General features: G+C 44.1%; 21 protein-coding genes and 1 tRNA gene. 20 read left to right on the forward strand and 2 right to left on the reverse strand.

Translation table 11 applies throughout. The annotated features are described in order from the left end of the window. Positions 1 to 83 precede the first annotated feature (83 nt). Positions 84 to 2,501, forward strand: coding sequence for a hypothetical protein (locus ACJV7B_RS03920; protein WP_419389010.1), 2,418 nt, complete (start codon positions 84 to 86; stop codon positions 2,499 to 2,501). A gap of 63 nt (positions 2,502 to 2,564) precedes the next feature. On the opposite strand, the gene ACJV7B_RS03925 is transcribed toward ACJV7B_RS03920, so the two are convergent. After that, positions 2,565 to 2,637: transfer RNA gene (locus tag ACJV7B_RS03925), tRNA-Ala, on the reverse strand. A gap of 106 nt (positions 2,638 to 2,743) precedes the next feature. After that, positions 2,744 to 3,412 carry a DedA family protein gene (locus tag ACJV7B_RS03930; protein ID WP_004129588.1) on the reverse strand — a complete coding sequence of 223 codons (669 nt, stop codon included), beginning with the start codon at positions 3,410 to 3,412 and terminating at the stop codon, positions 2,744 to 2,746. Between the two features lie 240 nt (positions 3,413 to 3,652). Here ACJV7B_RS03930 and ACJV7B_RS03935 point away from each other — a divergent pair, with 240 nt between their 5' ends. From ACJV7B_RS03935 to rplL, 19 genes are all read left to right on the forward strand, one after another. Beyond that, complete coding sequence (locus ACJV7B_RS03935; RefSeq protein WP_419389025.1) at positions 3,653 to 4,423, forward strand: hydrolase; 771 nt, start codon at positions 3,653 to 3,655, stop codon at positions 4,421 to 4,423. A 329-nt stretch (positions 4,424 to 4,752) separates the two neighbouring features. Continuing rightward, positions 4,753 to 5,124: a hypothetical protein gene (locus ACJV7B_RS03940; protein ID WP_419389011.1), complete on the forward strand. Its 372-nt coding sequence runs from the start codon at positions 4,753 to 4,755 to the stop codon at positions 5,122 to 5,124. Between the two features lie 132 nt (positions 5,125 to 5,256). Continuing rightward, positions 5,257 to 5,526, forward strand: coding sequence for a 30S ribosomal protein S15 (rpsO, locus tag ACJV7B_RS03945; protein ID WP_375169118.1), 270 nt, complete (start codon positions 5,257 to 5,259; stop codon positions 5,524 to 5,526). A gap of 279 nt (positions 5,527 to 5,805) precedes the next feature. Continuing rightward, complete coding sequence (locus tag ACJV7B_RS03950) at positions 5,806 to 8,598, forward strand: polyribonucleotide nucleotidyltransferase (protein ID WP_004135786.1); 2,793 nt, start codon at positions 5,806 to 5,808, stop codon at positions 8,596 to 8,598. A gap of 122 nt (positions 8,599 to 8,720) precedes the next feature. Continuing rightward, positions 8,721 to 9,584, forward strand: a complete 864-nt coding sequence (locus ACJV7B_RS03955; RefSeq protein WP_004135784.1) for an aldo/keto reductase — start codon at positions 8,721 to 8,723, stop codon at positions 9,582 to 9,584. Between the two features lie 13 nt (positions 9,585 to 9,597). Continuing rightward, a complete protein-coding gene (locus tag ACJV7B_RS03960) occupies positions 9,598 to 10,563 on the forward strand; it encodes a purine nucleoside phosphorylase YfiH/LACC1 family protein (protein ID WP_419389012.1) in 966 nt (321 codons plus the stop codon). A 29-nt stretch (positions 10,564 to 10,592) separates the two neighbouring features. Next, positions 10,593 to 11,264, forward strand: a complete 672-nt coding sequence (locus tag ACJV7B_RS03965; protein WP_116794354.1) for a pyroglutamyl-peptidase I — start codon at positions 10,593 to 10,595, stop codon at positions 11,262 to 11,264. Between the two features lie 169 nt (positions 11,265 to 11,433). Further along, positions 11,434 to 12,867 (forward strand): cell division protein, encoded by a 1,434-nt coding sequence (locus tag ACJV7B_RS03970; protein WP_419389013.1) that lies wholly within the window; start codon positions 11,434 to 11,436, stop codon positions 12,865 to 12,867. Between the two features lie 69 nt (positions 12,868 to 12,936). After that, positions 12,937 to 14,271, forward strand: coding sequence for a C1 family peptidase (locus ACJV7B_RS03975; protein WP_375169115.1), 1,335 nt, complete (start codon positions 12,937 to 12,939; stop codon positions 14,269 to 14,271). Positions 14,272 to 14,466: 195 nt separating this feature from the next. Next, the gene (locus ACJV7B_RS03980; protein WP_419389014.1) at positions 14,467 to 15,648 is read left to right on the forward strand and encodes a 3-deoxy-7-phosphoheptulonate synthase; all 1,182 of its coding nucleotides are present in this window, start codon (positions 14,467 to 14,469) and stop codon (positions 15,646 to 15,648) included. Between the two features lie 119 nt (positions 15,649 to 15,767). Next, positions 15,768 to 16,259 carry a hypothetical protein gene (locus ACJV7B_RS03985; protein WP_419389015.1) on the forward strand — a complete coding sequence of 164 codons (492 nt, stop codon included), beginning with the start codon at positions 15,768 to 15,770 and terminating at the stop codon, positions 16,257 to 16,259. Between the two features lie 6 nt (positions 16,260 to 16,265). After that, positions 16,266 to 16,991 carry a 5'-methylthioadenosine/S-adenosylhomocysteine nucleosidase gene (gene mtnN, locus ACJV7B_RS03990; RefSeq protein ID WP_004129559.1) on the forward strand — a complete coding sequence of 242 codons (726 nt, stop codon included), beginning with the start codon at positions 16,266 to 16,268 and terminating at the stop codon, positions 16,989 to 16,991. A 207-nt stretch (positions 16,992 to 17,198) separates the two neighbouring features. After that, positions 17,199 to 18,425 (forward strand): phosphate ABC transporter substrate-binding protein PstS, encoded by a 1,227-nt coding sequence (locus ACJV7B_RS03995; RefSeq protein ID WP_419389016.1) that lies wholly within the window; start codon positions 17,199 to 17,201, stop codon positions 18,423 to 18,425. A 99-nt stretch (positions 18,426 to 18,524) separates the two neighbouring features. Then, entirely contained in the window at positions 18,525 to 19,529 is a 1,005-nt protein-coding gene (gene pstC / locus ACJV7B_RS04000) for a phosphate ABC transporter permease subunit PstC (RefSeq protein WP_116794347.1), read from the forward strand. Further along, entirely contained in the window at positions 19,530 to 20,591 is a 1,062-nt protein-coding gene (pstA, locus tag ACJV7B_RS04005) for a phosphate ABC transporter permease PstA (RefSeq protein ID WP_116794346.1), read from the forward strand. 51 nt (positions 20,592 to 20,642) lie between these two features. Further along, on the forward strand, positions 20,643 to 21,422 hold the full coding sequence (gene pstB / locus ACJV7B_RS04010; protein WP_004129551.1) for a phosphate ABC transporter ATP-binding protein PstB: 780 nt from the start codon (positions 20,643 to 20,645) through the stop codon (positions 21,420 to 21,422). Between the two features lie 253 nt (positions 21,423 to 21,675). After that, positions 21,676 to 23,070, forward strand: a complete 1,395-nt coding sequence (locus ACJV7B_RS04015) for an NCS2 family permease (RefSeq protein WP_308583281.1) — start codon at positions 21,676 to 21,678, stop codon at positions 23,068 to 23,070. A 380-nt stretch (positions 23,071 to 23,450) separates the two neighbouring features. Continuing rightward, the gene (rplJ, locus tag ACJV7B_RS04020) at positions 23,451 to 23,972 is read left to right on the forward strand and encodes a 50S ribosomal protein L10 (protein ID WP_004129547.1); all 522 of its coding nucleotides are present in this window, start codon (positions 23,451 to 23,453) and stop codon (positions 23,970 to 23,972) included. 97 nt (positions 23,973 to 24,069) lie between these two features. After that, positions 24,070 to 24,450, forward strand: a complete 381-nt coding sequence (gene rplL, locus ACJV7B_RS04025; protein ID WP_004134236.1) for a 50S ribosomal protein L7/L12 — start codon at positions 24,070 to 24,072, stop codon at positions 24,448 to 24,450. Positions 24,451 to 24,761 lie beyond the last annotated feature (311 nt).

Below are 24,761 nucleotides of genomic sequence, written 5' to 3' on the forward strand. Positions count from 1 at the left end.
TAAAAGGTAATAAAAGTAGAACAAAGTAACAGCAAAGTAATAACAAAATAAAACAAATAAGGGATTAACAAAAGGGGGAATATATGAAACAGCAAAATCGAGAAGGGTTTGCTAAGGTGAAACATTCTTTGTGGGGGAAGGCAGAGATGTCTTTTAATAAACTTATTAAAAGACCTTTAGCAAGATTTATTGCAGGTGTTTGCATCTCTGCATTTTTCTTTATGAGCATTGTTGCAGTATTGCTGCCGATTAATGCTTCCTACGCTCAAACAAAGAATATTAGTGTAACAACAGAAAACCATGTAAAAACGCAGAATGTCAACACTGATCGCAATTTGCACATACGGCATATTTCTGTTATGCCAAACCAGCGAACAGTTCGCTCTAAAGCTAAGTACATGTTTACTAAGCGTCCAGTTTTGCTAGTTGTTACGGTTGACGGAATGGATGCGTCAACAATAAAGCGTATTCACAAAGTTTATGTAAATATTGGACGGTACAAAGTTGCTAATTCTAAAGCTGAGTTGGCTAAAACAGAAGTATTGTCGTCTTTAGTTAATTTCCGCTACCAACTACGCCCTATCCCGGTAGGAGTAGTAAAAGTTGAGTTGAAAAGTCGCGGAATTTACGATTTGCGCGACGTTTCAGTGCGAATTGCGCCCGTAGCAATTCGGCCGCATCGCATATGGGGCGGTAGTAATGCAAATAAAAAGAACGAAAATAAGGCGTCTAGTGTTACTCGCGTAGCAAAATCTTCTACAAATAAAATGAATTTTAAAGAGCCAATACTAAATATTCCTGCTTTAGCTGTAAATATTTCGGATTCAACGCAAAGTAGCAATATGCTAGACTCTGCACGCTTTGTGGTTATTGATAATACTGAGCCGCGTTTAAAAGTTACTTACGACAACAATACTGTTTACGGAGGTAAATATTTTAAGGCGAATCGTTCAGCTAGGGTAATAATAGACGATGATTCTTTTGCTTTTTCTTATCTTCTTAGAGACTCTTCGCCAATAGCAACTGTTAAAGCGAACGGAAAACAAGTTATTAATCTAACTGCTCAACAGTTTAAAAACGACAGTTTGCATCCAAATATTTGGTATGCAGATATTTCGTTTAATAAAGATGCTTTTTGGGAAGCTAAATATGCTGCTCAAGATTTGTCGGGAAATTTCAGCTCTTCGCGTAGTGACAATTTTGTTATTGATACTCGCATTCCAACTGTTTCAATTACCGGTGTTAGTAATGGTGGAGCTTATTCTCGTGGAGTAAAACCAACGGTTGTTATTAGTGATAATTATTTGAATCCAAAAAGTGTAAAGTGCTGGCTGCATCGCGTTCGCGGTGGTCAGAATGTAAATCCGGCTTCTGCAAAATTTAGTAATAACAGTGCAAAAGTCCAGTACGAAGCTTTTTATAGCGGTCCAAGCGATGACGATATTTATCAGTTGCAGTGGAGTGCAAAAGATGTGGTAAATCATGAGATTCACGGAAGTATGCAATTTTCTATTAACAGCTCCGGATCAACGTTTAGATTAGATGGTTCAACTGCTGCAATGAACAACAAACAGTTGCAGCATGCGAAATATGTTCGTATTGAAGAAGTTAATGCAAGCTCTTTGGCACATCCTGCAAAAGTAAGCGTTGTGCAAGACGGCGTTGAAAGAAACTTAAGCAAAAACGATTTTTCTGTAGCTGTAAGCACAGATCGCGGTTGGCCTCGTTTAACATACACTATTTTTCAACGCAATTTTGCGGATAACGCAAATTACAGAGTGTTAATTAATTCCGTAGACAAAGCAGGTAATCATTCCTCTAACGAGCGAGTAGCAGGTGAGTCTAACGGAGCGCTACGCGCATCTTCTGCGTCTTTGCGATTTACTGTAGATCATCTTGCTCCTCTTGCAACAGCATTTGATATGCGTAAAAATTCAGTTTACAAAACTGAAAAAGATGGAAAATTAGTGAGAATTAGTGCAAAAGATAATATGGCTTTGAAATTAGTGTCATTTAATGTTGACGGCAAAGCTAAGCATATTTGGCGAGGAAAGTCGGCTAATAAGCCAGTGCTGTCTTTGAAAATGAAGCCTGATGGGGTGGCACACGATGTTCTTGTAAAAGCTGTAGATTATGCAGGAAACATAACAGAGTTAAGATACAACAATGTGAAAGTTGTGCAGATTTCACACAGTTTAAAAAAGATTTCTGCATTAGAAAAGAAGAAAAATGGGAGCAAAAAAGACAATAAAAATGATGATGTAGCAAGTTCTCAAGTGCAAGATTCTAATGCAAATAATGCAAATAAAGCGGATTCTAATGGAGTATCTAATGATGATTTGAGCAGCGATTTGAATGATAAAAACACAAGTGGAAGAAGCTCGTCAAATCTGCTAGTAGTGCTTGCGTATGTTGGAATAATCGTTGTGGCATTGTTATGCGTGGCTCTTGGAGCTGGAATAATCTACAAAAAGCATAAAAGTAGTAAGGAAGATGATTAAGTGCGCAATAGGGGTAAGCGAATAAAAAAGCCCACTGCGGTGGAATGAATGCAGTGGGCTTCGTGGAGCTAATGGTAATCGAAACCACGACCTCTTCGATGCGAACGAAGCGCTCTACCAACTGAGCTATAGCCCCAAAATTAAAAAATATATTGTCTTACGACTCTGCACACTGTACTACAAATCTTGTATAAAAACAATATTTCTTATAGTGCAGTGTGCATGAGTGTCGTAAGTACAGTCTATTTAGATGCCTTTTTTGCTTTGTGTGCCTTGTATAAGCCAATAAAAGTTGGAACAAGTGAAATAAGTAAAATGGCAACAATCACTAATTCAAAATTCTTCTGTACGAAATCAATCTTTCCAAAGAAGTATCCAAGAAGCGTGAAAAGTGAGGACCATATAATTCCGCCAAGAATAGAAAATGGTGTAAAACGAACCCAGCGCATTCCGGATACGCCGGAAATAAACGGCATGAACGTGCGAATAAATGGGAAGAATCTGCCCAAAAATACGGCTAAAGGCCCCCATTTTTCAATCATTGCTTCGGTTTTAGCAACGCGCTCTGGAGTAAGAGCCTTAACTTTACCGGATTCTACAATCTTGCGGCCGAAGAAATGGCCAATAAAATAGTTGCACTGATCGCCAATAATAGGCGCTAGCCAAACAACCGCAAGCAACAGTGGAAGAGGCAGTGCGCTGTGACCGGTTTGAGCATCGGGAGCTGCAAAGAAACCAGCCGCAAAAAGCAAGGAATCTCCCGGCAAAAATGGGAAGAATACTACGCCTGTTTCAATAAAAATAATTAGAAAAATAAGACCTAATGCTGGAGCTGTACCCATCGCAATCCAACTTGCAATAGCGGAGCGTGGATCCTTAAGTAAGTTGACAATAAAATGAATAAATCCCATGATATCCCGTCGTATTTTTTGCGACTAAACGCCGCTTTTTAAGCAAAACGCATGCAAAACATGCCTTTACAATGAGACTAGCAGTCGGCATAAACGGCAAACATGTTAAGTGCACTACTTCTTGCGCAAGTTATTGAATACAATAATAAAGTATTGATAAAGTATTATTACTGTTACGCAGGTGTGCTTAAACTTGCGAAGGATTGGGCGAATGCTAAAGATTGGCAGGAGAATTATCTTATGACATTGAACGATGAACATAGTGAGAGTCCTAAAAGCTTTACGCCAATAAAAGTAAGACGACGTCCAACATCTTCTACAAGTGCTGCGCCTGCAAAAAATGATGTTCCCGCAAAAAATGACGCGCCCACAAAAAATGCTGCGCCTGTAAAAGAAGTATCAGATGAGTATTTAAGCTCAGATTTGCCTGAAACAGAATTATCAATTGCCGATTTTTCGCGTAAACATGCGAATCCTAAGCGTTGGTGGATATATTTAGGAATATTATTGCTCGCAATTGTTCTACCGTATTGGGTTGGGCGCACTCTTGCTGTTCAATATACGTCGTGGGTTGTTTCGCATTGTGCAGGACTGTCTGCTCAAGGAGTAGTTTTTATTTCCTGGGTTATTACAGTTGCTGCTTTTACAAGTCTTGCAATGGCTTTAATTGAATCAAGTAGCTGGGTTTGGAGATTTATTTTTGTTGTATTTCTAGCTTTTGAACAGCTTATTGCGGGATTGTGTATGTTAAGTATGAGTTTTTGGTATTCAACTTACGTAGTTTATGGTCCTGCTTCCGGGCTTGCTAACGCAGCTAATCTTGGCATTATTTCTGCAGGATTTGCTGTGGCCGTTTTTGCTGTATTATTCGTTGGTTTGCTTGTTATTATTCCTAAAAAATCGCGTCTAAATGTACTAACTCGCAGCTGGGCATCTTTTATTATGTTTTACGCTGTTGAAGTTTTGGCAATTATAGTTGTGATATTTGGTGGCTTTATGGCCGCAATGTAATATTCTGTACGGCAAATTTTGATTAACGATAACAACTTGTTGACGATAATCGTATCTAGTGCTATACCGGGTGATGTATACGCTCTTCTTTAAAAGAAAGTGGCTTTATTATGAAGCGATATAGCAAAAGCATTGTTTGTGAATAGGCATGATTGGCCTTTTTCAACTTCAGTAAAAATGGCTAATAAACATTATGGTGGGAAGACTCGTTGGGTTGGTTTACAGAGTCTTTACTAAAAGATTTTTAGATATAGGTGTATATGAAATTACATATTGGTTTATTTCACAGTAATCGAGACAATAAGCGCTGGTATATCGTATTGCGATGCGTGGCAGTGTACATCATTGTATGGCTATGCGTTTTTAATATGTTAAATGGCGCAAAAGAATCGTACTATCAACAATATTACGATTTGGATTATGCTCTTGATATTGATGGGTCAATTACAGAATCGTTGGAAATTGCTCATAAAAAATCTCCTGGCCATGAACCTAATATACAAGAATCTGCTCCACTTTCATGTAATGATTGTCAAGATAAGCTGTCGGACGAAGGCATACCGCTGATAACCACAATGCTTTTTGATTATTTTAAATTTAAGAACGCTACGAGCAACATTACAAAAGCAAAATATGAATTGTTTAATCACGCACTGTCTATATCTGATATGTATGTGACGCATAATTATGAATATGATTAAAAGATGTCATATGTGTAGTTCAACTTGTTGACGAGTGGTTGTATGATAGAAATTCGGCGTGTAACGCCCGCGGATTCACAAGCGCTACAACAGAAGGTTGTGGCACCGCGCAGTGATATTAAGGAGGACGCCGTGGCATTAACGGCTGAAGATAAGAAGAACATTATCAACGAATACGCGACGCACGAGGGTGACACGGGTTCCCCAGAAGTGCAGGTTGCTTTGCTTAGCAAGCGCATTTCTGACCTCACTGAGCACTTGAAGGAGCATAAGCACGATCATCATTCTCGTCGTGGCTTGTTGCTCATGGTTGGTGATCGTCGTCGTCTTCTAGATTACTTGAAGCGTGTTGACATCAATCGCTATCGTTCTTTGATTGAACGACTCGGCTTGCGTCGATAGTCTTTTAGCCCGGGCTTAAGCTCGGGCTTTTGTATATACATAATTGAAAGCATAATTTAAAATTGAATCATAACTAAAGATTGAAGAATAATTTAAGATTAAAATAATTTAAGATTGAAGCATAACTAAATACGGATGATTGAAGTAACCGAAACAAAAAACACTACGAAATATTGGCGTGAAGGATTGCGAAAAATCGTTAGGGATAATAACAACGCGAAGTCGCCAATGTTATTACGCATGTTGGTTGATTAGGTAAGTTAAGAAAAGGAGGAACCCGTGGAGGGTCCCGAAATTAAGGCTGTAGAAGCCGTTATTGATAATGGTTCATTTGGTAAGCGCACGCTGCGCTTTGAAACTGGTCGACTCGCACAACAGGCAGACGGTGCTGTTGCTGCCTACTTGGATGACGATTCCATGATTTTGTCGACGACGACTGCAGGATCTAGTCCGAAGGAAAATTACGACTTCTTCCCACTTACTGTTGATGTGGAAGAGAAGATGTATGCCGCTGGAAAGATTCCAGGTTCATTCTTCCGCCGTGAAGGACGTCCTTCTAACGAAGCAACATTGGCATGCCGAATTATCGACCGCCCATTGCGCCCACTGTTCCCACACACTCTTCGTAACGAAGTGCAGGTTGTGGAAACTATTTTGTCTATTAATCCTGACGATGCTTACGATGTAATCGCTTTGAACGCGGCTTCTGCATCTACTATGATTTCTGGTTTGCCATTTGAAGGCCCAGTTTCTGGTGTTCGTTTGGCTTTGATTGACGGCCAGTGGGTTGCTTTCCCACGTTGGAGCGAACGTGAGCGTGCAGTATTTGAAATTGTTGTGGCTGGCCGAGTGATTGAAAACGGCGATGTTGCTATTGCAATGATTGAGGCTGGCGCCGGCAAGAACGCTTGGAATTTGATTTATAATGAAGGTCAAACTAAGCCGGATGAGGAAGTTGTAGCCGGTGGTTTGGAAGCTGCAAAGCCATTTATTAAGGTTATTTGCGACGCTCAAAATGAGTTGAAGCGCATTGCAGCTAAGGAAACCAAGGAATTCCAGCTCTTCCCAGAATATACGGACGAACTTTACGCGCGTATTGACGAAATCGCACACAAAGACTTGGATGAGGCTCTTTCTATTGCAGAAAAGCTTCCTCGTCAAGATCGCATCGCTGAAATTAAGGAAGGCGTGCGTGCTGCAATCGCAGAAGAATTCACTGATATGGACGAAGCTGAGAAAGAAAAGGAACTCGGCAACGCGTTTAAAGAATTGCAGCGTCAAATTGTTCGTCGTCGTATTTTGACGGAAGATTACCGAATTGATGGACGTGGTTTGCGCGATATTCGTACACTTTCTGCAGAAGTTGATGTTGTGCCTCGCGTTCACGGTTCTGCACTCTTCCAGCGCGGTGAAACCCAGATTTTGGGCGTAACAACTTTGAACATGCTTAAGATGGAGCAGCAGGTGGATGCGCTTTCTGGCCCACAGACTAAGCGCTACATGCACAACTACGAAATGCCTCCATACTCCACTGGTGAAACTGGCCGCGTTGGCTCTCCAAAGCGTCGCGAAATTGGCCACGGTGCTTTGGCAGAGAAGGCTTTGGTTCCAGTTTTGCCAGGCCGCGAAGAGTTCCCATATGCTATTCGTCAGGTTTCTGAGGCTATTGGTTCTAACGGTTCCACTTCTATGGGTTCCGTTTGTGCTTCTACGCTTTCACTTCTTGCTGCTGGCGTTCCTTTGAAGGCTCCAGTTGCTGGCATTGCTATGGGCTTGGTTTCTGGAGATGTTGATGGAAAGCATATCTTCAAGACTTTGACTGATATTCTCGGTGCTGAAGATGCATTTGGTGATATGGACTTTAAGGTTGCTGGTACTTCCGAGTTCATTACTGCTTTGCAGCTCGACACTAAGCTCGATGGTATTCCTGCAGACATTTTGGCTGCCGCTTTGCAGCAGGCTCACGAAGCTCGTGCAACTATTCTTGAAGTTATTAACGAGTGCATCGATTGCCCAGCAGAAATGAGCCCATTCGCTCCACGCATTATTACAACCACAATTCCTGTTGATAAGATTGGCGAAGTCATTGGCCCTAAGGGCAAGATGATTAACCAAATTCAGGAAGAAACTGGTGCTGAGATTGCTATTGAAGATGATGGTACAGTTTATATTGCTTCCGAAGGCGGCGAAGCTGCTCAGAAAGCAAAGGAAATCATTGATTCTATTGCAAATCCTCGCGTTCCAAAGGCTGGTGAAACTTTCACTGGTAAGGTTGTGAAGACTACGAGCTTTGGTGCTTTCGTTAATTTGACTCCTGGAACTGACGGTTTGCTTCACATTTCGCAAATTCGCAACTTGGCTAATGGTGAGCGAATTGACACTGTGGAAGATGTGCTTAAGGAAGGCGATAATGTTGAGGTTATCGTTCAAAGCGTAGATGAGCGCGGCAAGATTTCCTTGGCAATCCCAGGTTTTGAAGATCAAGAATCTTCTGCTCCAGCTCCTCGCGAAAATCGCGGCCGCGGTTCTCGTGACGATCGCGATTCTCGTAATGATTACCGCGGTGGACGTGGCCGTCGAGATGATCGCGACAGCCGTGATCGTTCGGATAGAGATGATCGTCCACGTCGTCGCATGCGTGATGATCGCGATGATCGTGACGACCGTGACAGCCGTGACAGCCGCTATTCCGATCGTGACAACCGTTACGAAGATCGCAATTCTCGTCGAGATGATCGTCGTTCGGATCGTGCAGATCGTTCGGAGCGCGACGACCGTTACGCTGACGGCGATTTTGATGACCGTCCGCGCAGGTCTTCTCATCGCGATGACCGTTACGAGGAGCGTGACGAGCGCGACAATCGCGACAATCGCGCAGATCGTGACGATCGTGCAGAGCGCGACGAGCGCAATAGCCGACGCAATTCGGAAGCTCGCCGTGGCTCCGATCGCAATCTTCGCTACGCTGCAGATGACGATCACTATGATGAGTATCGTTCTGCTCGCGAAGAGCGTACCGAGCGTCCTCGTCGTCGCGTGCGCCGCGATTTTGACCCATTTGAGGAAGATTAATCGCATAAAATTATCGAAAAGTAAATGCTAATCGGTAATAAATAAATTAATAACTTACGAAATGCCTTCAAATTGCGCTTGCATTTGGAGGCATTTTAAAACTGTTTAGATAAGAGGTAAATATGGTTATGCATCGTACACTGGGGTCGTTTGACACAACAGCCATTGGCTTTGGTGAAATGCCGCTTACAATCGAAAACAATCTTGGACACAGCATGGGCATTGAAACCATTCATGCAGCTCTTGATGCTGGCTGTACGCATATTGATACCGCATGGGCGTATTACTGCTCTGGTGGTGAGGAGCAAACTGGAGAAAAGCTTGTTCGTGAGGCTTTAGAAAGCTGGAAGGGCAATAAATCTTCTATTTTAGTTGCAACAAAAGTAGGTCATTTCCGTAACTTTACGGATGGCCGCCCAACGTGGGGCAAGGATGGCAAGCCGGAGCATTTAATCCGTCACGCAAAAGAGTCAGCTATGGCACTTGGCGTAGATACTATTGACTTGCTTTATTTCCACAGGCCAGATCCAGAAGTTCCATACAACGAATCCATTGAAGCAATGCAACAGCTGCTTGATGAAGGAGTTGCTCGAGAAATCGGAATTTCTAACGCTTCTGTGGAACAAATCGATATTGCGCGCAATATTTTAGGAGAAAAGCTAGTAGCAGTGCAAAATCAATATTCTCCAGTTCATTTAGAGAATGAGGATACTTTGCAATATTGCGAAAAGCTTGGAATTGCTTTTGTTTGCTGGAGTCCTCTTGGTGGATTCCGTCATCCGTATGACGAGCATCTTTTCGATCCATTCCGCAAAGTTGCCGAGAATCATGGCGTAAGCTACCAGCAGGTAGTTTTGGCTTGGGAGCTTGCAAAAGGTGAGCACGTATTTGTGATTCCAGGAGCGCACAGGCCTGCAACTATTCTCGACAGCTTAAAAGCTTCAGATTTGAACTTAAGCGATGAAGAATTGGCTTATTTAGGGTGAAAGAAAGTAACATATGCAACAAACAAGCGTAACTGGCATGCCGCTGCCGCATGAAGATAACGAAGGCAAGCCAATTCCTGTAACTATTCCAGTTGCATTAGGAACTCGCGCTCATGCAGTTTTTACTACTAGATTGGGTGGCATTTCTGAAGGTTCATTTGCTTCGCTTAATTTAGGTGGTCGTGCAGGAGATAGTGAGGAAGCTGTTACAAGCAATCGCGCAGCATTACAGTGTGCGTTACAAGCGGACTTATCTTTAGTTGCTCAAGTGCACGGAAATGAAGTTTTTGACGCGGATACAGTAGTTGATTCATGGAATACGCCTTACGGATTCGACGCAACTGGTTTTGCGGATTCTCAATTGCGTATTGAATCAGATGCTCAAGTTTCTACAGCCTACTCGCTTGCTTTGGGAATGTTTGCAGCCGACTGCTTGCCTGTTCTACTTGCGGACGACGAAGCTGGAGTAATTGCAGCAGCGCATTGCGGAAGAAAAGGGTTAATGGCTGGAGTTCTTGATTCTGCTATTGAAGCAATGTGTAAAAAAGGTGCTGAACGCTCGCGAATAAATGCGGTTTTAGGCCCATGTATTTGCGGAAACTGCTACGAAGTTGGCGAAAGTATTGCGCTCGATTTTGAAAAACGCTACCCACAAACCGTAACAGAAACTCGTTTCGGCGGAATCGGCATTGATATTGCTGAGGCTGCTCGAATTGACTTAGCTCTCGCAGGAGTTGCAAATATTGTTGACGCAATGCCTCGAGTTACTGCTGCAACGCAATATTTGCGTGAAGATGAGGAATTGCGCACAATTTGCGAAGTAGACGGTGAAGGAGAATCTTTGCCGGAACGTTTGCAAAATTTGCAAAACCCAATATGCACTTTGGAAAATCCTCTGTGGTATTCGCATAGGCGCGCTCAACTTGCTGGAAAATCGCATGAAGGCAGACTTCTTGCGCTTGTAATACTAGACAAGTAGCTAAAATCTTCAGAAAGTAGGCTAATATTATGAATCAAATTAACGTTGTAATTTCAGGATTTGGTCCATATGCAGATTTAGAAGTCAACCCTTCTTACGAAGTTCCATCTGCACTAGAATCTGCGGAAAATCTTGCTAAAATGCAGCCTTCTGAAGATATTTGTGTAAAAGTAACGTCTGTTATGCTTCCGATTAGTTTTGCGAATGCTTGGCCTAAATTATTAGAAACAATTGAGCGCGAGCAGGCAAATATTGTAATCGCCACCGGCACAAAGCACACTGCGCGAGGTGTGCAGCTTGAAAGATGCGCAACTAATGTTATTGATGCTAAAAAGCCGGATGTAGATAATAGTCGCCCGCAAAAAATGCCGATTGTTGAAGATGGTCCTGCAGCTTACTGGACGAGGCTGCCTTTGCGAATGATTTTGCAGCGTTTTGCTCACGACTCAATTGCATCTAATTTAAGCTCCGACGCAGGAACGTACGTGTGCAATTCTTTGTTTTATCAGCTTTTGCACTGGGCGGCTAAAGATAATAAGCGTGTTCTTGCCGGTTTTGTGAGTTTTCCTCCGGTTGTAAGTTTGCACGATGCTAGAAACGGTTTGCCATTAAAACAGCAGATTGAAGCAGGGCAAGATATTGTGCGTGAAGCAGTCAGATATTATATGCAACCTTCTGCAGAAGGAATGTTATTAAAGTAGTTGTTACTAAATTATTTGTTACTAAATAGGTGATGATAAATTAGTTGTGTGAGCTTAGCAAAAACGTGCGCAACACACGAGTATTTTGCGCTCTTAAGTGATAGCGTTGATGCTGATGGCGTAGGCACACAGTCGGTGCAGCTTACTGGGGGCTTGTGAAAGGAATATTATGGCAACGGATTTATTCCCAACCGCGTTGCGTGGTTACGATAAAGACAAGGTAAATGAGGCCTTTGCTAACTATGAGCGTACAATTTCGCGTTTGCGTGAACAAGTGCGTTCCAGTGACGAATCAATTTTGCAATTGCAAGCTCAATTGCAAGAAGAAAAAAATAATGTAAAGCGCGCAAAAAGCGGAAATACTTTCGCATCTTTGGGTGCAAATGCGCAACAATTACTAGCATCTGCAGAACAAACAAGTGCACAATTACTTGAGCGAGCAAAGCAGGATGCTGCGTCAATCAAAAAGAATGCACAAGCTCAGGCTGGAACATTACTTAATAACGCTAAATTAGATGCAGCTCACTTAATGCAGGAGGCACAAACTAAAGCCGACACAATGCTTTCAAACGCTACGCAAAAGTCGACTCAAATGATGCAAGCTGCTCAAGAAGATTCTGCGCGTTTGCGAGATACTACAGCAAAAGACGTTCAAGCGCAAAAAGATGCTGCAGAATTAGCTTTGCAAAATGCTCAAGAGGAGCACACTAAGCGCATGGCTTCTGAGCGCGCTCAGCAAGAAAGCAGTATTTCCAAGCTTAAGTCGGAAGCTGCTCAAAAAATTGCAGAACAGCGTGCGGCTGCAAACGAAGAAATTGCACGCGCAAAGGCTGAAACTAACGATCAAATCGAATCTGCGTTGGCAGAGGCGAATAAAAAGTTGGCAGATATGCGCGAACATGCTTCTAAGATGATGGCGGATGCTCAGCGTAAGGCTGGCGAAATTACGGATGCAGCTAGCGCAAAAGCTCAGGAAATTGCGGATGATGCTCAAGTTGAGCGCACTCGTACGTTAAGCCAAGTTAGTGCAGAAGTTGAGCAGATTCGTGCAGATATTGCTGCCCAGCAGGAAGAAGCAACTAAGAAGGTTGACGCTTTGCTTTCTGGCTTGAAGGAAAAGGAGAGTGCAGCTCAAGAAGAAGCCGATGCTTTGGTAGCTCGCGCGAAAACTGTGCATCAGGAAGCTGACGAATATGCGGCGCAAACGCATCAGGCTGCAGATAATCAGGCTGCTGATATTGTGCGCAAAGCTATGCAGGAAGCGACTGCTCAGGTTGAAGAGCGTAGGGCTGCAGCACAGCAGGAATTAGATGGTATGACTGCGCGCTTGAGCCAATTGCAGCATCGCGAGGCAACTATTACGCAGCGAGTTACAGAATTACGTTCGCTGTTTGCAAACGCGTTCTCTGGTTTTGATTTTGGAGATGCTCAGCCGGATCAGCATGTTCAGCAGGCTTCTGACGATGTTGACGATTCTGCGGATGCGAAATCTTCTGCCGAAGCAAAGCAGGCTCAGCGAGATGTTCAGGCTGCGCTTGCGGAATCTGAAGAATCTAACGAATCTGACGAATACAGTGAATCTGACGAATCTCAAGAAAATTAGTAAAATAAGTTTTCTAAACAAATTTTCTAAATAAATTTAACTAAATAATTAATAGGAAAGGTAAGAATAGTGACTGAGATCACCGCTTTAACTGATGAAGCATTGCAAGGTTTGCGTGAGGATTTTGACGCAAATCCGTTAAACCGTTTAGCTATGAATGGTGTGACTGCTGCTGGTATTGATAAGGTTGCGCGTAATTATGACCGCGCTCGCTTGTTGCAGCGTCGTTTTTCCACGATTGTTGACAACGGTGATGCTACGCATCAGGATCGTTCTGGACGCTGCTGGCTGTTTAGCTCGTTGAACGTGGCTCGTTTTATTGCTAAAAAGTCGCTTGGTTTGAAGGAATTTGAGTTTTCTCAGAACTACGCAATGTATTACGACAAGCTTGAGCGAATTAACTACTTCTTGAAGGATGTTGCGGCTTTGGTTCGCGCGGGCGAGCCTTCAGATTCTCGTTTGATTCAGCATTTGTTGCACGACGTTATGGGCGATGGTGGTCAGTGGACCATGGCTATGAACGTTTACAAGAAGTATGGTGCTGTTCCTAAAGATTTGTTCCCAGAAACCGCTTCTTCTAAGAATACTGGCGCTATGAATACGCAGTTGCGTGCGCTTTTGCATACTGCTGTGGCTCATATGTATGCTAATGCTACTGAAATTGATGAGATTATTGCGGATGCTACTGCTGCAGGTCATAGGATTTTGACGATCCACTTGGGCGAGCCACCTAAGAGTTTTGACTGGGAGTGGACTGATAGCGACGGCAAATTCCATCGCGATGGTGAAATTACGCCAGTTGAGTTCTGGAAGAAGTACGTGAACGCTGGTCTTGAGGATTATGTGTGCTTGGTTGACGATCCTCGCGCTGAGCATCCTAAGGGCAAGAAGATTGCTATTGAGCACTTGGGTAATGTTGCCGGCGGAGACGCAACCGAGTATTTGAACGTGCCAAACCAGTTTATGAAGGATTGCGTGCGTAAGATTTTGGTTGAGAAGGGCATTCCAGTTTGGTTTGGTGCCGACTGCCATCCTATGATGGATCGCGAAAATGGCGCTTGGGCTACGGATTTGTTCGAGTACGGACGAGTTTATGGCGTTGATTTCGATTTGGATAAGGAAGAGCGCGTGCGCTTTGCTGATTCTGCTATGAATCACGCTATGGCTTTTGCTGGCGTGGATGTTGCTGACGATGGCACGACTACTCGTCGCTGGCGCGTTGAGAACTCTTGGGGCACTGACATTGCGGATAAGGGTTACTTTACGATGAGTGACGATTGGTTTACTGAGTATGTGTATGAGGTTGCAGTGCCGAAGAATCTGCTTCCGGAAGAATATCGCAAAGCACTAGAAGAACCAGCAATTGTATTGCCGGCGTGGGACCCAATGGGCGCATTAGCATAGCTTGAAATCATTAGGATTTCAAGCTAACCTAATGTGCCGAGCTTGCTCAAAGTTGAAAGCACGGTGTGCTTTCAACGCAAGCTCGGCGGTGTTTGCATCTTTATTCAAGATGCAAACACCGGCCACATCAAATGTGGTTGTGCTTTCAACGCAAGCGCGGCGGTGCGCGTTTTGTTTTTATAGGATGGTGAACAAATGTCTTCTACGGCTGAGCAGCGTACTTCTCGCGCGGTAAAGAAGGAAGTTGAGGAGGGGCGCAACCCTCTTAACTCTGCGAAGTTCCAGCGATGGGAAGACCAGGTTGGTGTGGATCGCATTATCAACCGCCGCGTGCTTGAGCTGGAGCCGCTGCCGACTCCTGCTCAGGTGCTTGGCGAGTTGCCGTTGTCGCCGTATGCGCAGGATATTGTTGCTGAGTCTCGCGATGAGATTCGTGGATGTTTGAATGGCGACGACGACCGTTTGCTGGTTATTGTTGGCCCGTGTTCTGTGCATGATCCTAAGGCTGCTCTTGATTATGCGAGTCGTTTAGCTAAGTTGCGTTCGGAGCTTGAAGATGAGCTTCTTATTGTTATGCGCGTGTATTTTGAAAAGCCGCGCACGGCTCTTGGCTGGAAGGGTTTGATTAACGACCCAGATATTGACGGAACGCATGATATTCATAAGGGTTTGCTTCTTGCGCGTAAAACTTTGCTTGGTGTGTTGGATGCTGGTTTGGCTGCTGCTACTGAGTTTTTGGAGCCGACTAGCCCTCAGTTTATTGCGGATGCTGTGAGTTGGGGCGCGATTGGTGCGCGTAATACTGAGTCTCAGATTCATCGTCAGCTTGCTAGTGGTCTTTCTATGCCGGTTGGTTTTAAGAATGCTACTGATGGTTCTGTTTCTGCTGCTGTGAATGGTTGCTTGGCTGCGAGCCAGCATCATACGTTCTTTGGTATTGATCATCTTGGTCGCGCTTGCGCTGTTCAGACTCTTGGTAACCCGGATTGTCACGTGGTTTTGCGTGGTTCTAGTAAGGGACCGAATTATGATGCTGCGTCGGTTGCTTCTGCTGTGGCTTCAATTCGTTTGCGTTTGGGCACTGGTTGTGTGGCTTCTAACGGCGTTGTTGTGGATTGTTCTCATGGTAATTCTGGCAAGGATGAGCATCGTCAGATTGAGGTTGTGCGCGAGATTGCGGATCGTTTGGCTGCTGGCGAGCAGGGCATTAAGGGCGTTATGATGGAAAGCTTCTTGCAGGGCGGAAGCCAGGATCCTGCTCCTTTGAGTGAGCTTGAGTACGGCAAGTCTATTACGGATCGTTGTATTTCTTGGGAAGATACTGCCGATTTGTTAAGAACTTTAGCTAAATCTGTTGCAACACGCCGTAGAGATTAGAGACTAGAGATTAGAGATTGTAGTAAGATAATCTCAATTTACTTCTACTAGGCTTATATTTTACTGTATTTGCCAGTTAAGTTTTGCACTATATTTTGCGTACAAGGGAGTGTGTTGAAATGTATAACAAAGACTTGAATAAAGCGAATAAAACAGATAAAGCGAATAAAGGTTTTGCGTGTAAAGCGTTTCCGATTGTGAAATATGTGCTGTTTGCTTTGATTGCAACTGGTGTCATTTTGCTTGCTTTTGCTTGGTATCGTGGCACTCATAGTGCTGGGTATACGCTTGTTACTGATTCTGCATTGTGGTTTAGCATTTTTATGCCGTTTGTAACTGGAATCGTTTTGCTTATTTTTACTCGCGGATGGCGTCGCATTGTTGGCACTTTAGTTTGCGTGCTTCTTATAGCTGGATTTGTCGCTTTTCTTGCTCTGCAGAATCAAATTATTGCGTTTTTCAATGTTCCTATTACGAATCCGTGGTTTGATTTTACGTGTGACGCATTGCTGAAGATTGCTACTTTAACTTTTGTTATTATGACTTTAGTATGCGTGTTTTTGGTTAAGAATAACGATAAATGCGTAAGTAGCGAAGTAAAAAAAGGATGATTCTTAATGTCTAATACTGAAAAACTTGCGGAAACTGATATTACTAAAGTTGCTATTGTTGGCGCTTTAGAGGAGGAAGTTGCGCATATTGCTAGCGCGCTTGAAAACGTGACTCACGATAAGTCTGCAAGTCTTGACGTATCTTGCGGCACTCTCGACTCTGCGGATGGTAGAAAAATCGAAGTCGCGGCTACGGTTGGCGGAATGGGCTTAGTAAATGCTGCTGCAACTGTGCAGTATCTTATTGACGCATACAATCCTCAAGCCGTAATTTTTTCGGGTATTGCTGGAAATCTTAATAAAAATTTGCATACGAACGATGTTGTTCTTGGAAAAACTGTAAAATATCTCGATACTGATATGCGCTTAATTGGCCAGTGGAAGCCGTTTGCAAGCGAGTTTCATTCGGATGATTATCTTCTTAAAGTAGCTAGCAAAGTGCTTACCGATATGAAAATCACACATATTGCTGGAACGATTGCGTCCGGCGGATATTTCGTTGATTCTCCAGAAAAAGTTGCGGAAGTAATTGCAGCTACTCAAGCCGATGCTGTGGAAATGGAAGGCGCTGCCGTCTTGCACGTAGCTGCGCGTAACGATGTTCCTGCTTTGGTTGTGCGCGCAATGAGCGATAATGCAGACACAAAATACGAGGATTTTCACACTTTTGACATTTCCGAATATGCAGACACTGCTGCAAGAATTACGGTAAATATTCTTCGCAATTTGTGACATTTCGACACGCCGAGGCGGTCGCCGACCTTCATTTTGATTAGCTCGCGTTAAATATAGCGCCAAATACCGCCATTTTTGATACCCACTTTGTTTTTGCCGGTGCGGTTTAACCCACCTATTTATGATGGTTGCGTTAATAAAAAAAGATAGGGATTAATTAAAAGAATGCGCCCAATTCGCAAATATGGCTATAGGAACGCGAAAATGTGGTGGGGTGCAAGGCAATTCTTCGCGAAAGGAAAGAAGAATATGCGTAACAATATGAATAAGTCAAATATGAACAAATTGAATATGAATAAAAGCGCACTTAAGTTCCGTAGTATTGCTGCTGCGGCGCTCACTTTCGGCTTGTGCGCAACTTGCGCTGCTTGCGGCGACAATAGTCCAGCAGACAACAACAACGCAATCGGCGCGCAGAATGCAAAAATTTCCGGCAATTTCCAAGGCTCTGGCGCTTCTTCACAGCAGGTTGCAGTAGAAGCATGGATTGCAGGATTCCAATCAAAAAACAACGGTGTAAAAATCGCTTATAATCCAACAGGATCTGGAGCAGGAGTTACAACTTTTATGACTGGTGCTACGGCTTGGGCTGGTTCAGACAAGCCGCTAAGCGACGACGAGGTAGAAAAGTCAAAGTCGGTTTGCGCAAATGGTACTACAGCTTTTGACGTGCCTGTGTATGTTTCACCAATTGCGATTATTTTTAATCTGAAAGGCGTTTCGGATGCTGGCAAGCATATTAATTTGGACGCTTCGACGATTGCTAAAATTTTCGACGGGAAAATCACGCGCTGGGATGACGACGCAATTAAATCGCAAAATCTTAAGCTAAAACTTCCTAGCACTCCAATTACGGTTGTTCACCGCTCCGATAAGTCTGGCACAACGCAGAATTTCTTAAGCTATGTGAAGGATGCAGCTCCAGACGATTGGTCACACGATCTTTCTGAAAACTGGCCAAATAGCGTCGGTCAAGGCGCGAAAGGCACTTCCGGTGTTGTGTCAACAATTCGTATGGCTGACGGTGCTATTGGCTACGCTGATTTTTCGCAAGTTGGTAAGCTTGGCACTGTTGCTGTGAAGGTGGGAGATACTTATAATGAGATTTCTCCGGATGCAGCGTCGAAAACTTTGGCTGATTCCGAGATTGATTCTGACGCTTCGGCAAAGTATCCTAACCGCGTTGTTATGAAAATTAATCATAATACGCAAACTAAGGGTGTGTACCCGATTGTGTTGGTTTCTTACGATATTTCTTGCCCGGTTTATAAGGATTCTTCAACTGCTCAGTTTGTGAAGTCTTGGCTGAGCTACGTAACTAGCGCGGAAGGTCAGAATGCTGCTTCTTCTGCTGCTGGAACAGCACCACTTCCGCAAAACTTGGTTGGCAAAATTAACAAGTCAATTCAAGCAATTAAAACCGGAAAGTAAAAACTAGAAAATAAAAAATAAAAATCGAAAAGTAAAACTGTAAAGTAAAAACTTTTCGTAACTGATATTATGAAAAATATCAGTTAAAAAGGAGAATGATTGAGTTCTACGAAAAATGCAGCAGCAGTTGCGGATAGCGCAAGCGAAGCTACTCAAGTTTCTGAGAGTAATAGCAAAAATTGTGCAGGCACTCATTTTGCAGACCGTCTTTTTAAAGGCGTGGCTGCAAGCTGTGGCATGCTGATTTTGCTTGTGCTGACTGCAGTTGCAGTATTCCTGCTGTTTCGCGCGTGGCCGCTAATAAGCGGGAATCATGCGCAGGTAAGTCGCGTATTTTCCGACTTTACTGGCGGTAAAGCGCACGATTTTATAAGCTACGTAGCTCCGCTTATTTTTGGTACGGTGCTTATGTCTGCGCTCGCGCTGCTGTTCGCATTTTTTGTGGCACTCGGCATTGCTCTGTTTATTTCGTATTATGCTCCTAAAAAGATTGTTCCGCTTTTAAGCGGAGTTGTTGATTTGCTTGCCGCAATTCCGTCCGTAATTTATGGTTTGTGGGGCGGATTAGTTTTGGTTCCAGCAATGTATCCGTTCTGGGATTGGGTTTCTAAACTTTTTGGCTGGATTCCGCTATTTTCTGGTCCTGCGGCAAATCCTTCCAGAAGTTCTGCAACAGTTAGCTTAGTTTTAGCTGTTATGATTTTGCCGATTATTACTTCTATGGCTAGAGATATTTTCCAACAAGCTCCGCGCTTGCAGCAAGAAGGTGCGCTGGCGCTTGGTGCTACAAAGTGGGAGATGATTAAGTTAGCTGTTTTGCCGTTTGCAAAGTCTGGTATTGTATCTGCTTCTATGCTTGGCCTTGGTCGCGCTCTTGGTGAAACAATGGCAGTTTTGATGATTTTGTCTCCTGGATTTACTTTTGGAATCAATATTTTCAAGGCTTCCCAAAATCAAACTATTGCCGCAAATATTGCAGCGCAGTATCCGGAAGCGAACGGTCTTGGAGTAAGTGCGCTTATTGCAACCGGCTTAGTTTTGTTTGTTATTTCTTTTGCAGTCAACTTTATTGCTCGCAAAATTACCGGAAAGGCGGGCGCATAAATGGAGAATCAAATTAATAAATCTGCCGCAAGTGCTGTAGATTTTGCTGAAAATAGCGCCGAAAAATCCACTGAAAATCGCGCCGAAAAGTCCGTCGAAAATTCCGCAGCTCCGGTTATTGACTTCAACAAATTCCGTCCAACTAGATCTTCTATAGCCGCGCGTAAACGCAAAGATATGCTTATGCGTGTGCTGATTTTTTTGTCTTTTGTTGTGGCGCTTATTCCGCTTGTTTCTTTGCTTTTAACAACAATTATTAACGGTATTAAGCGCTTAAATCTTGACTTTTTAACGCATAACATGACTTACGTTGTGGGCGGAAATGCTACTGGAACTGGCGGTTACGGTGGCATTTTGCACGCAATTATTGGAACGCTCGAAATAACTTTAGGAGCTATGGTTATTTCGATTCCAATTGGCCTAATGTGTGCTGTTTATTTGGTTGAGTATGCTAGCGGAAATAAAATTTCGCGCATAATTAATCTACTTGTTGACGTTATGAGTGGTATTCCGTCTATTGTCGCCGGTCTGTTTGCTTTTTCTATGTTTGCTCTTCTTGCAGGTCCTGGCACAATCAATGGTTTTGAAGGATCTGTAGCTCTTTCTCTACTTATGATTCCAACGGTTGTTAAATCTTCTCAAGAAATGCTAAAAATTGTGCCGAACGATTTGCGCGAGGCTGCCTTAGCTCTGGGCGTAACCAAGCAGCGCACAATTACGAAAATTGTTTTGCGCACTGCTCTTCCGGGAATTGTGTCTGGCTGTATTCTTGCAGTTGCGCGAGTTATTGGCGAAACTGCGCCACTTCTTATGGCTTCAGGCTTTATTGCTTCCACGAATTTCAACTTATTCGACGGGCAAATGACTACTTTGCCTGTGTACGTTTACCAGGAATATTCCAAACTTTCTGCAAATTGCCCAGCTAATGCTCCGGCTTCTTGCGTTACAACAATTCCAATGGAGCGCGCTTGGGCTGCGGCTTTAACGCTTATTGTGTTGGTGTTGTTGCTAAATATTTTGGGGCGAGTTGTAGCTCGAGTGTTTTCTGTAAAAGCGAAATAAGGCGAAATAAGGCGAAATAAGGCGAAATAGATTTTAGAAAGCGAGCATAAAATGGGTCAACGAATTGATGTTAAGAACTTAAATATTTACTATGGTGATTTTCTTGCCGTAGAAGACGTAAATATTAATATTGAGCCAAATAAAGTGACGGCTTTTATTGGACCTTCTGGTTGCGGAAAGTCAACAGTTTTGCGCACTTTAGACCGTATGCACGAGATTACGCCGGGAGCGCGCGTAGAAGGCCATGTGCTTCTTGAAGGCCGCGATTTATACGGAAAAGACGTTGACCCTGTGGCAGTTCGCCGAGATGTTGGCATGGTTTTTCAGCGCCCAAATCCTTTCCCAACAATGTCTATTCGAGAAAACGTGCTTGCTGGAGTTCGCCTAAATAATCGAAAAATTGCTAAGCAGGATGCTGACGATTTAGTCGAGTGGGCATTGCGAGGTGCAAACTTGTGGAATGAAGTTAAGGACCGCTTAGATAAGCCTGGAATTGGTCTTTCGGGCGGTCAGCAGCAGCGACTTTGCATCGCTAGAGCTGTGGCCGTGCATCCGCAAGTTTTGCTTATGGATGAGCCTTGCTCGGCGCTGGATCCTATTTCTACGTTGGCTGTAGAAGATTTGATTAACGAGCTTAAAAACGATTACACGATTGTGATTGTGACGCATAATATGCAGCAGGCTGCACGTGTTGCGGATTATACGGCATTCTTTAATTTGAAGGCTGTAGGGCAGCCGGGGCATTTGGAATACTTTGCAGACACGACTACTATGTTCAACAATCCGCGCAATGCCGAAGCTGAGCGTTATATTTCCGGCCGTTTTGGCTGATTTGTTATATACTTTTTTGATTTAAGTGTATTTCCTTGGTCAGCACGTGCGCGTAAGGTCAGAGCTGTTCGGTTGTTCAAAGGTTTCGCAATTTTCATAATTTTATGTGAGATTTTGTGATGCCTTCGTTCTTCCGACGAGTCGCAGTAACCTCTGCGTGAATGCCCAAATGTAATTGCGTACGCGATTGCTCAAGTGCTTTCGCCGCGCTTTTCTGGTCTTTTGCGCTTGTAAACCAAGGAACAGAGAGTATATGGAAAAGTTCTTCCATCTCAAAGAAAACGGCACGAATGTATCAACGGAGATCACTGCAGGTCTCACTACATTCTTCGCAATGTCATATATTATCGTTGTAAATCCAATGATTTTAAGCCAAACTGGAATGCCTAAAGGTGGCGTTTTCCTCGCTACAATCATCGCAGCAATCATTGGTACCCTTGTTATGGGCTTGTTTGCTAACGTGCCTTACGCACAGGCTGCCGGCATGGGTCTTAACGCATTCTTTACTTACACAGTTTGCTTCGGATTGCACTTTACATGGCAAGAGGCCATGTGCATGGTGTTCTTGTGCGGTTTAATTAACATTATTATTACCGTTACAAAAATTCGTAAAATGATTATTCGTGCCATCCCGACTTCGCTTCAGCAAGCAATCGGTGGTGGCATTGGTTTATTTGTGGCCTATGTGGGCATGATGAGCGTTGGTTTGATTACTTTTACTTCCAAGGATCCTGCCGCTGCTGCAAAGAGTAAGCCAACTGCTGCTATTCCAGGTCTTGCTGTTATGAATAACCCTGTGCTTTGGTTATTCCTTATTGGACTTCTTTTTGCTATTGTTCTTACAGTTCTTAAAGTTCGCGCAAGCTTGCTTATTACAATTATTGCAACTTCTTTAATTGGTATTCCTTTAGGCTTGACTTCTTTGAACAATGCAGTGTCTGTTACTGACGCTTTTGCTCAGCTCCCAACTACTTTCGGCGCTATTTTTAGCGATAAGGGTTTTGCGTCATTGTTTGCTGATCCTGCTCGTTTGCCGCTTGTGTTGGTAACTATTTTCGCATTCTCAATGTCGGATACTTTTGACACTCTCGGCACCTTTATTGGTACCGGCCGTCGCACTGGTATTTTCTCCGAGGAAGACGAGAAGGCTTTGGAAAACGGCTCCGGCTTTAGCTCCAAGATGGATCGCGCATTGTTTGCTGATTCTATTGCTACTTCCGTTGGCGCAATTTGCGGTACTTCTAACACCACTACTTATGTAGAATCTGCTGCTGGTATTGGTGCAGGTGGTCGTACTGGTTTGACTTCCGTGGTTGTGTCCGTGTGCTTCGCGCTTTCTATTGTTCTTGCGCCTTTTGCTTCTGCTGTTCCTGCAGCAGCAACCGCTGGCGTGCTTGTGGTAGTTGGCTGCATGATGGCAAGCTCTTTGAAGGAAATTGCTTGGGATGATATTTCCGAAGCAATTCCTGCATTCTTTGCTGCTGTATTTATGGCGTTCTCTTACTCCATTTCTTACGGCATCGCTGCAGGCTTCATCATGTACTGCTTAGTTATGACTTGCAAGAAGCGTGCTAAGGAAGTTCATCCAATGCTTTGGATTGTTTCCTTGCTGTTCTTGCTTGATTTCGTTGCTAACGCTGTGCTGTAAAAGTTGCTGATATGTAAGCAATAAACTTACGTAGTAGAAACTTACAGAGCAGTGAAATGATGCATTTGAGGGTGTGCAATTGCACGCCCTCTTTTTATTTATAGTTTTCATATAAATTTTTATTGACATTGTCTTGATTTTGTATTAAACTTACCCAACGTAAACCACAGACCGTTGGTGGAATCGCAAGATTCCTGAAATTGATGCGTCAGGCCAGCACAGGTTGAGCAAGATTTACAGCGAGTATGTTGTAAGTTTTATTTAGCACTTAGTGTGCTTCGTATGTTGCTCTGCCAGTGCGCAGGGCTTTTTTTATTGCCCTGTTTAATTAAGCTTGATGTGTTTCTTTCGAACTGACGGCCGATTTAGGAAGGAACGCCATGAAGAGGCCCGAAAAGGAAGCGGTAGTTGCCGATCTTACGGAACTTTTCCGTAATGCAGACGCTGTCTACCTTACCGAGTACCGCGGGCTTACCGTTCCGCAGATTTCTTCTCTGCGTGAAAAGCTAGGCCGCGATACTTCCTACTCTGTGGCGAAGAACACGCTTGCTCGTATTGCTGCTAAGGAAGCGGGCATTGAAGGTCTTGACGAGCTTCTCGCCGGCCCAACTGCAATCACCTTTGTTAAGGGTGATTTCATTGAGGCTGCTAAGACCTTGCGTGATTTTGCCAAAGAGAATAAGACTCTCGTCATCAAGGGCGGTTTCGCAGATGGAACTGTTTACGATGCCGAAGGTGCAAAGCAGCTTGCAGACTTGAAGTCTCGCCCACAGTTGCTTTCCGAAATGGCCGGCGCGCTCAAGGGCACCATGTCCAAGGCCGCCTACCTGTTCAACGCATTGCCAACCAAGACTGTGCGTACTATCGACGCTTTGCGCGAGAAGCAGGAAAAGGCCGCTTGATTCCCTTGCAGCTTGCTGCATGAGACCAACCAATAATAAAAATGTTATGGTCGTAAGGCACACCGTGTGCCTGGCCAAGTAAGAAAGGAAGCCAATTATGGCTAAGCTCACTAGTGAAGAGCTTCTTGAAGCTTTTGGTGAAATGACCCTCGTTGAGCTCTCTGAGTTCGTCAAGGCCTTTGAAGAGAAGTTCGACGTCGAGGCTGCTGCCCCTGTCGCCGCTGTTGCCGCTGCTCCAGCTGCTGCTGGCGCTGCTGAGGAAGAGAAGGACGAGTTCGACGTCATTCTTACCGCTGCTGGCGACAAGAAGATTGCAGTCATCAAGGCTGTTCGCGCTTTGACCAACCTCGGCTTGGCTGAAGCTAAGGCTCTCGTTGACGGCGCTCCAAAGCCAGTTCTCGAGAAGGCTAAGAAGGAAGATGCTGAGAAGGCTAAGGCTGCCCTCGAAGAGGCCGGCGCTTCCGTGGAACTTAAGTAGTTCTAGCTTTTTATTGCTTTGCTCGTAACGCAGTTTTGTGCGTGTGTGCATAGTGAATAGGGCGGTAGGTTTTGTACCTGCCGCCTTTTTTGTTGTGCGTTTGCTGCTTGTGTGTGTGGGGGGGGGGGGGCAGCTTGTGTGGGTGCTGCTTGCTGGTGCGATGTGACATAAACTGCTCAGCGGTGAGTAGTTTGGGTCGTGTGTGAAGGCGACCTCCGCGCGTGTCGCGGGGAAAGTGGTGGTTTTTCAAGGGTTTGCTGGCAGTTCGGGGGAGCTGTCGCGAGTTTTCTGAGAGTTTTCTGAGAAAAATC

This window comes from Gardnerella bretellae (assembly GCF_048545135.1).
Lineage (GTDB): Bacteria > Actinomycetota > Actinomycetes > Actinomycetales > Bifidobacteriaceae > Bifidobacterium > Bifidobacterium greenwoodii.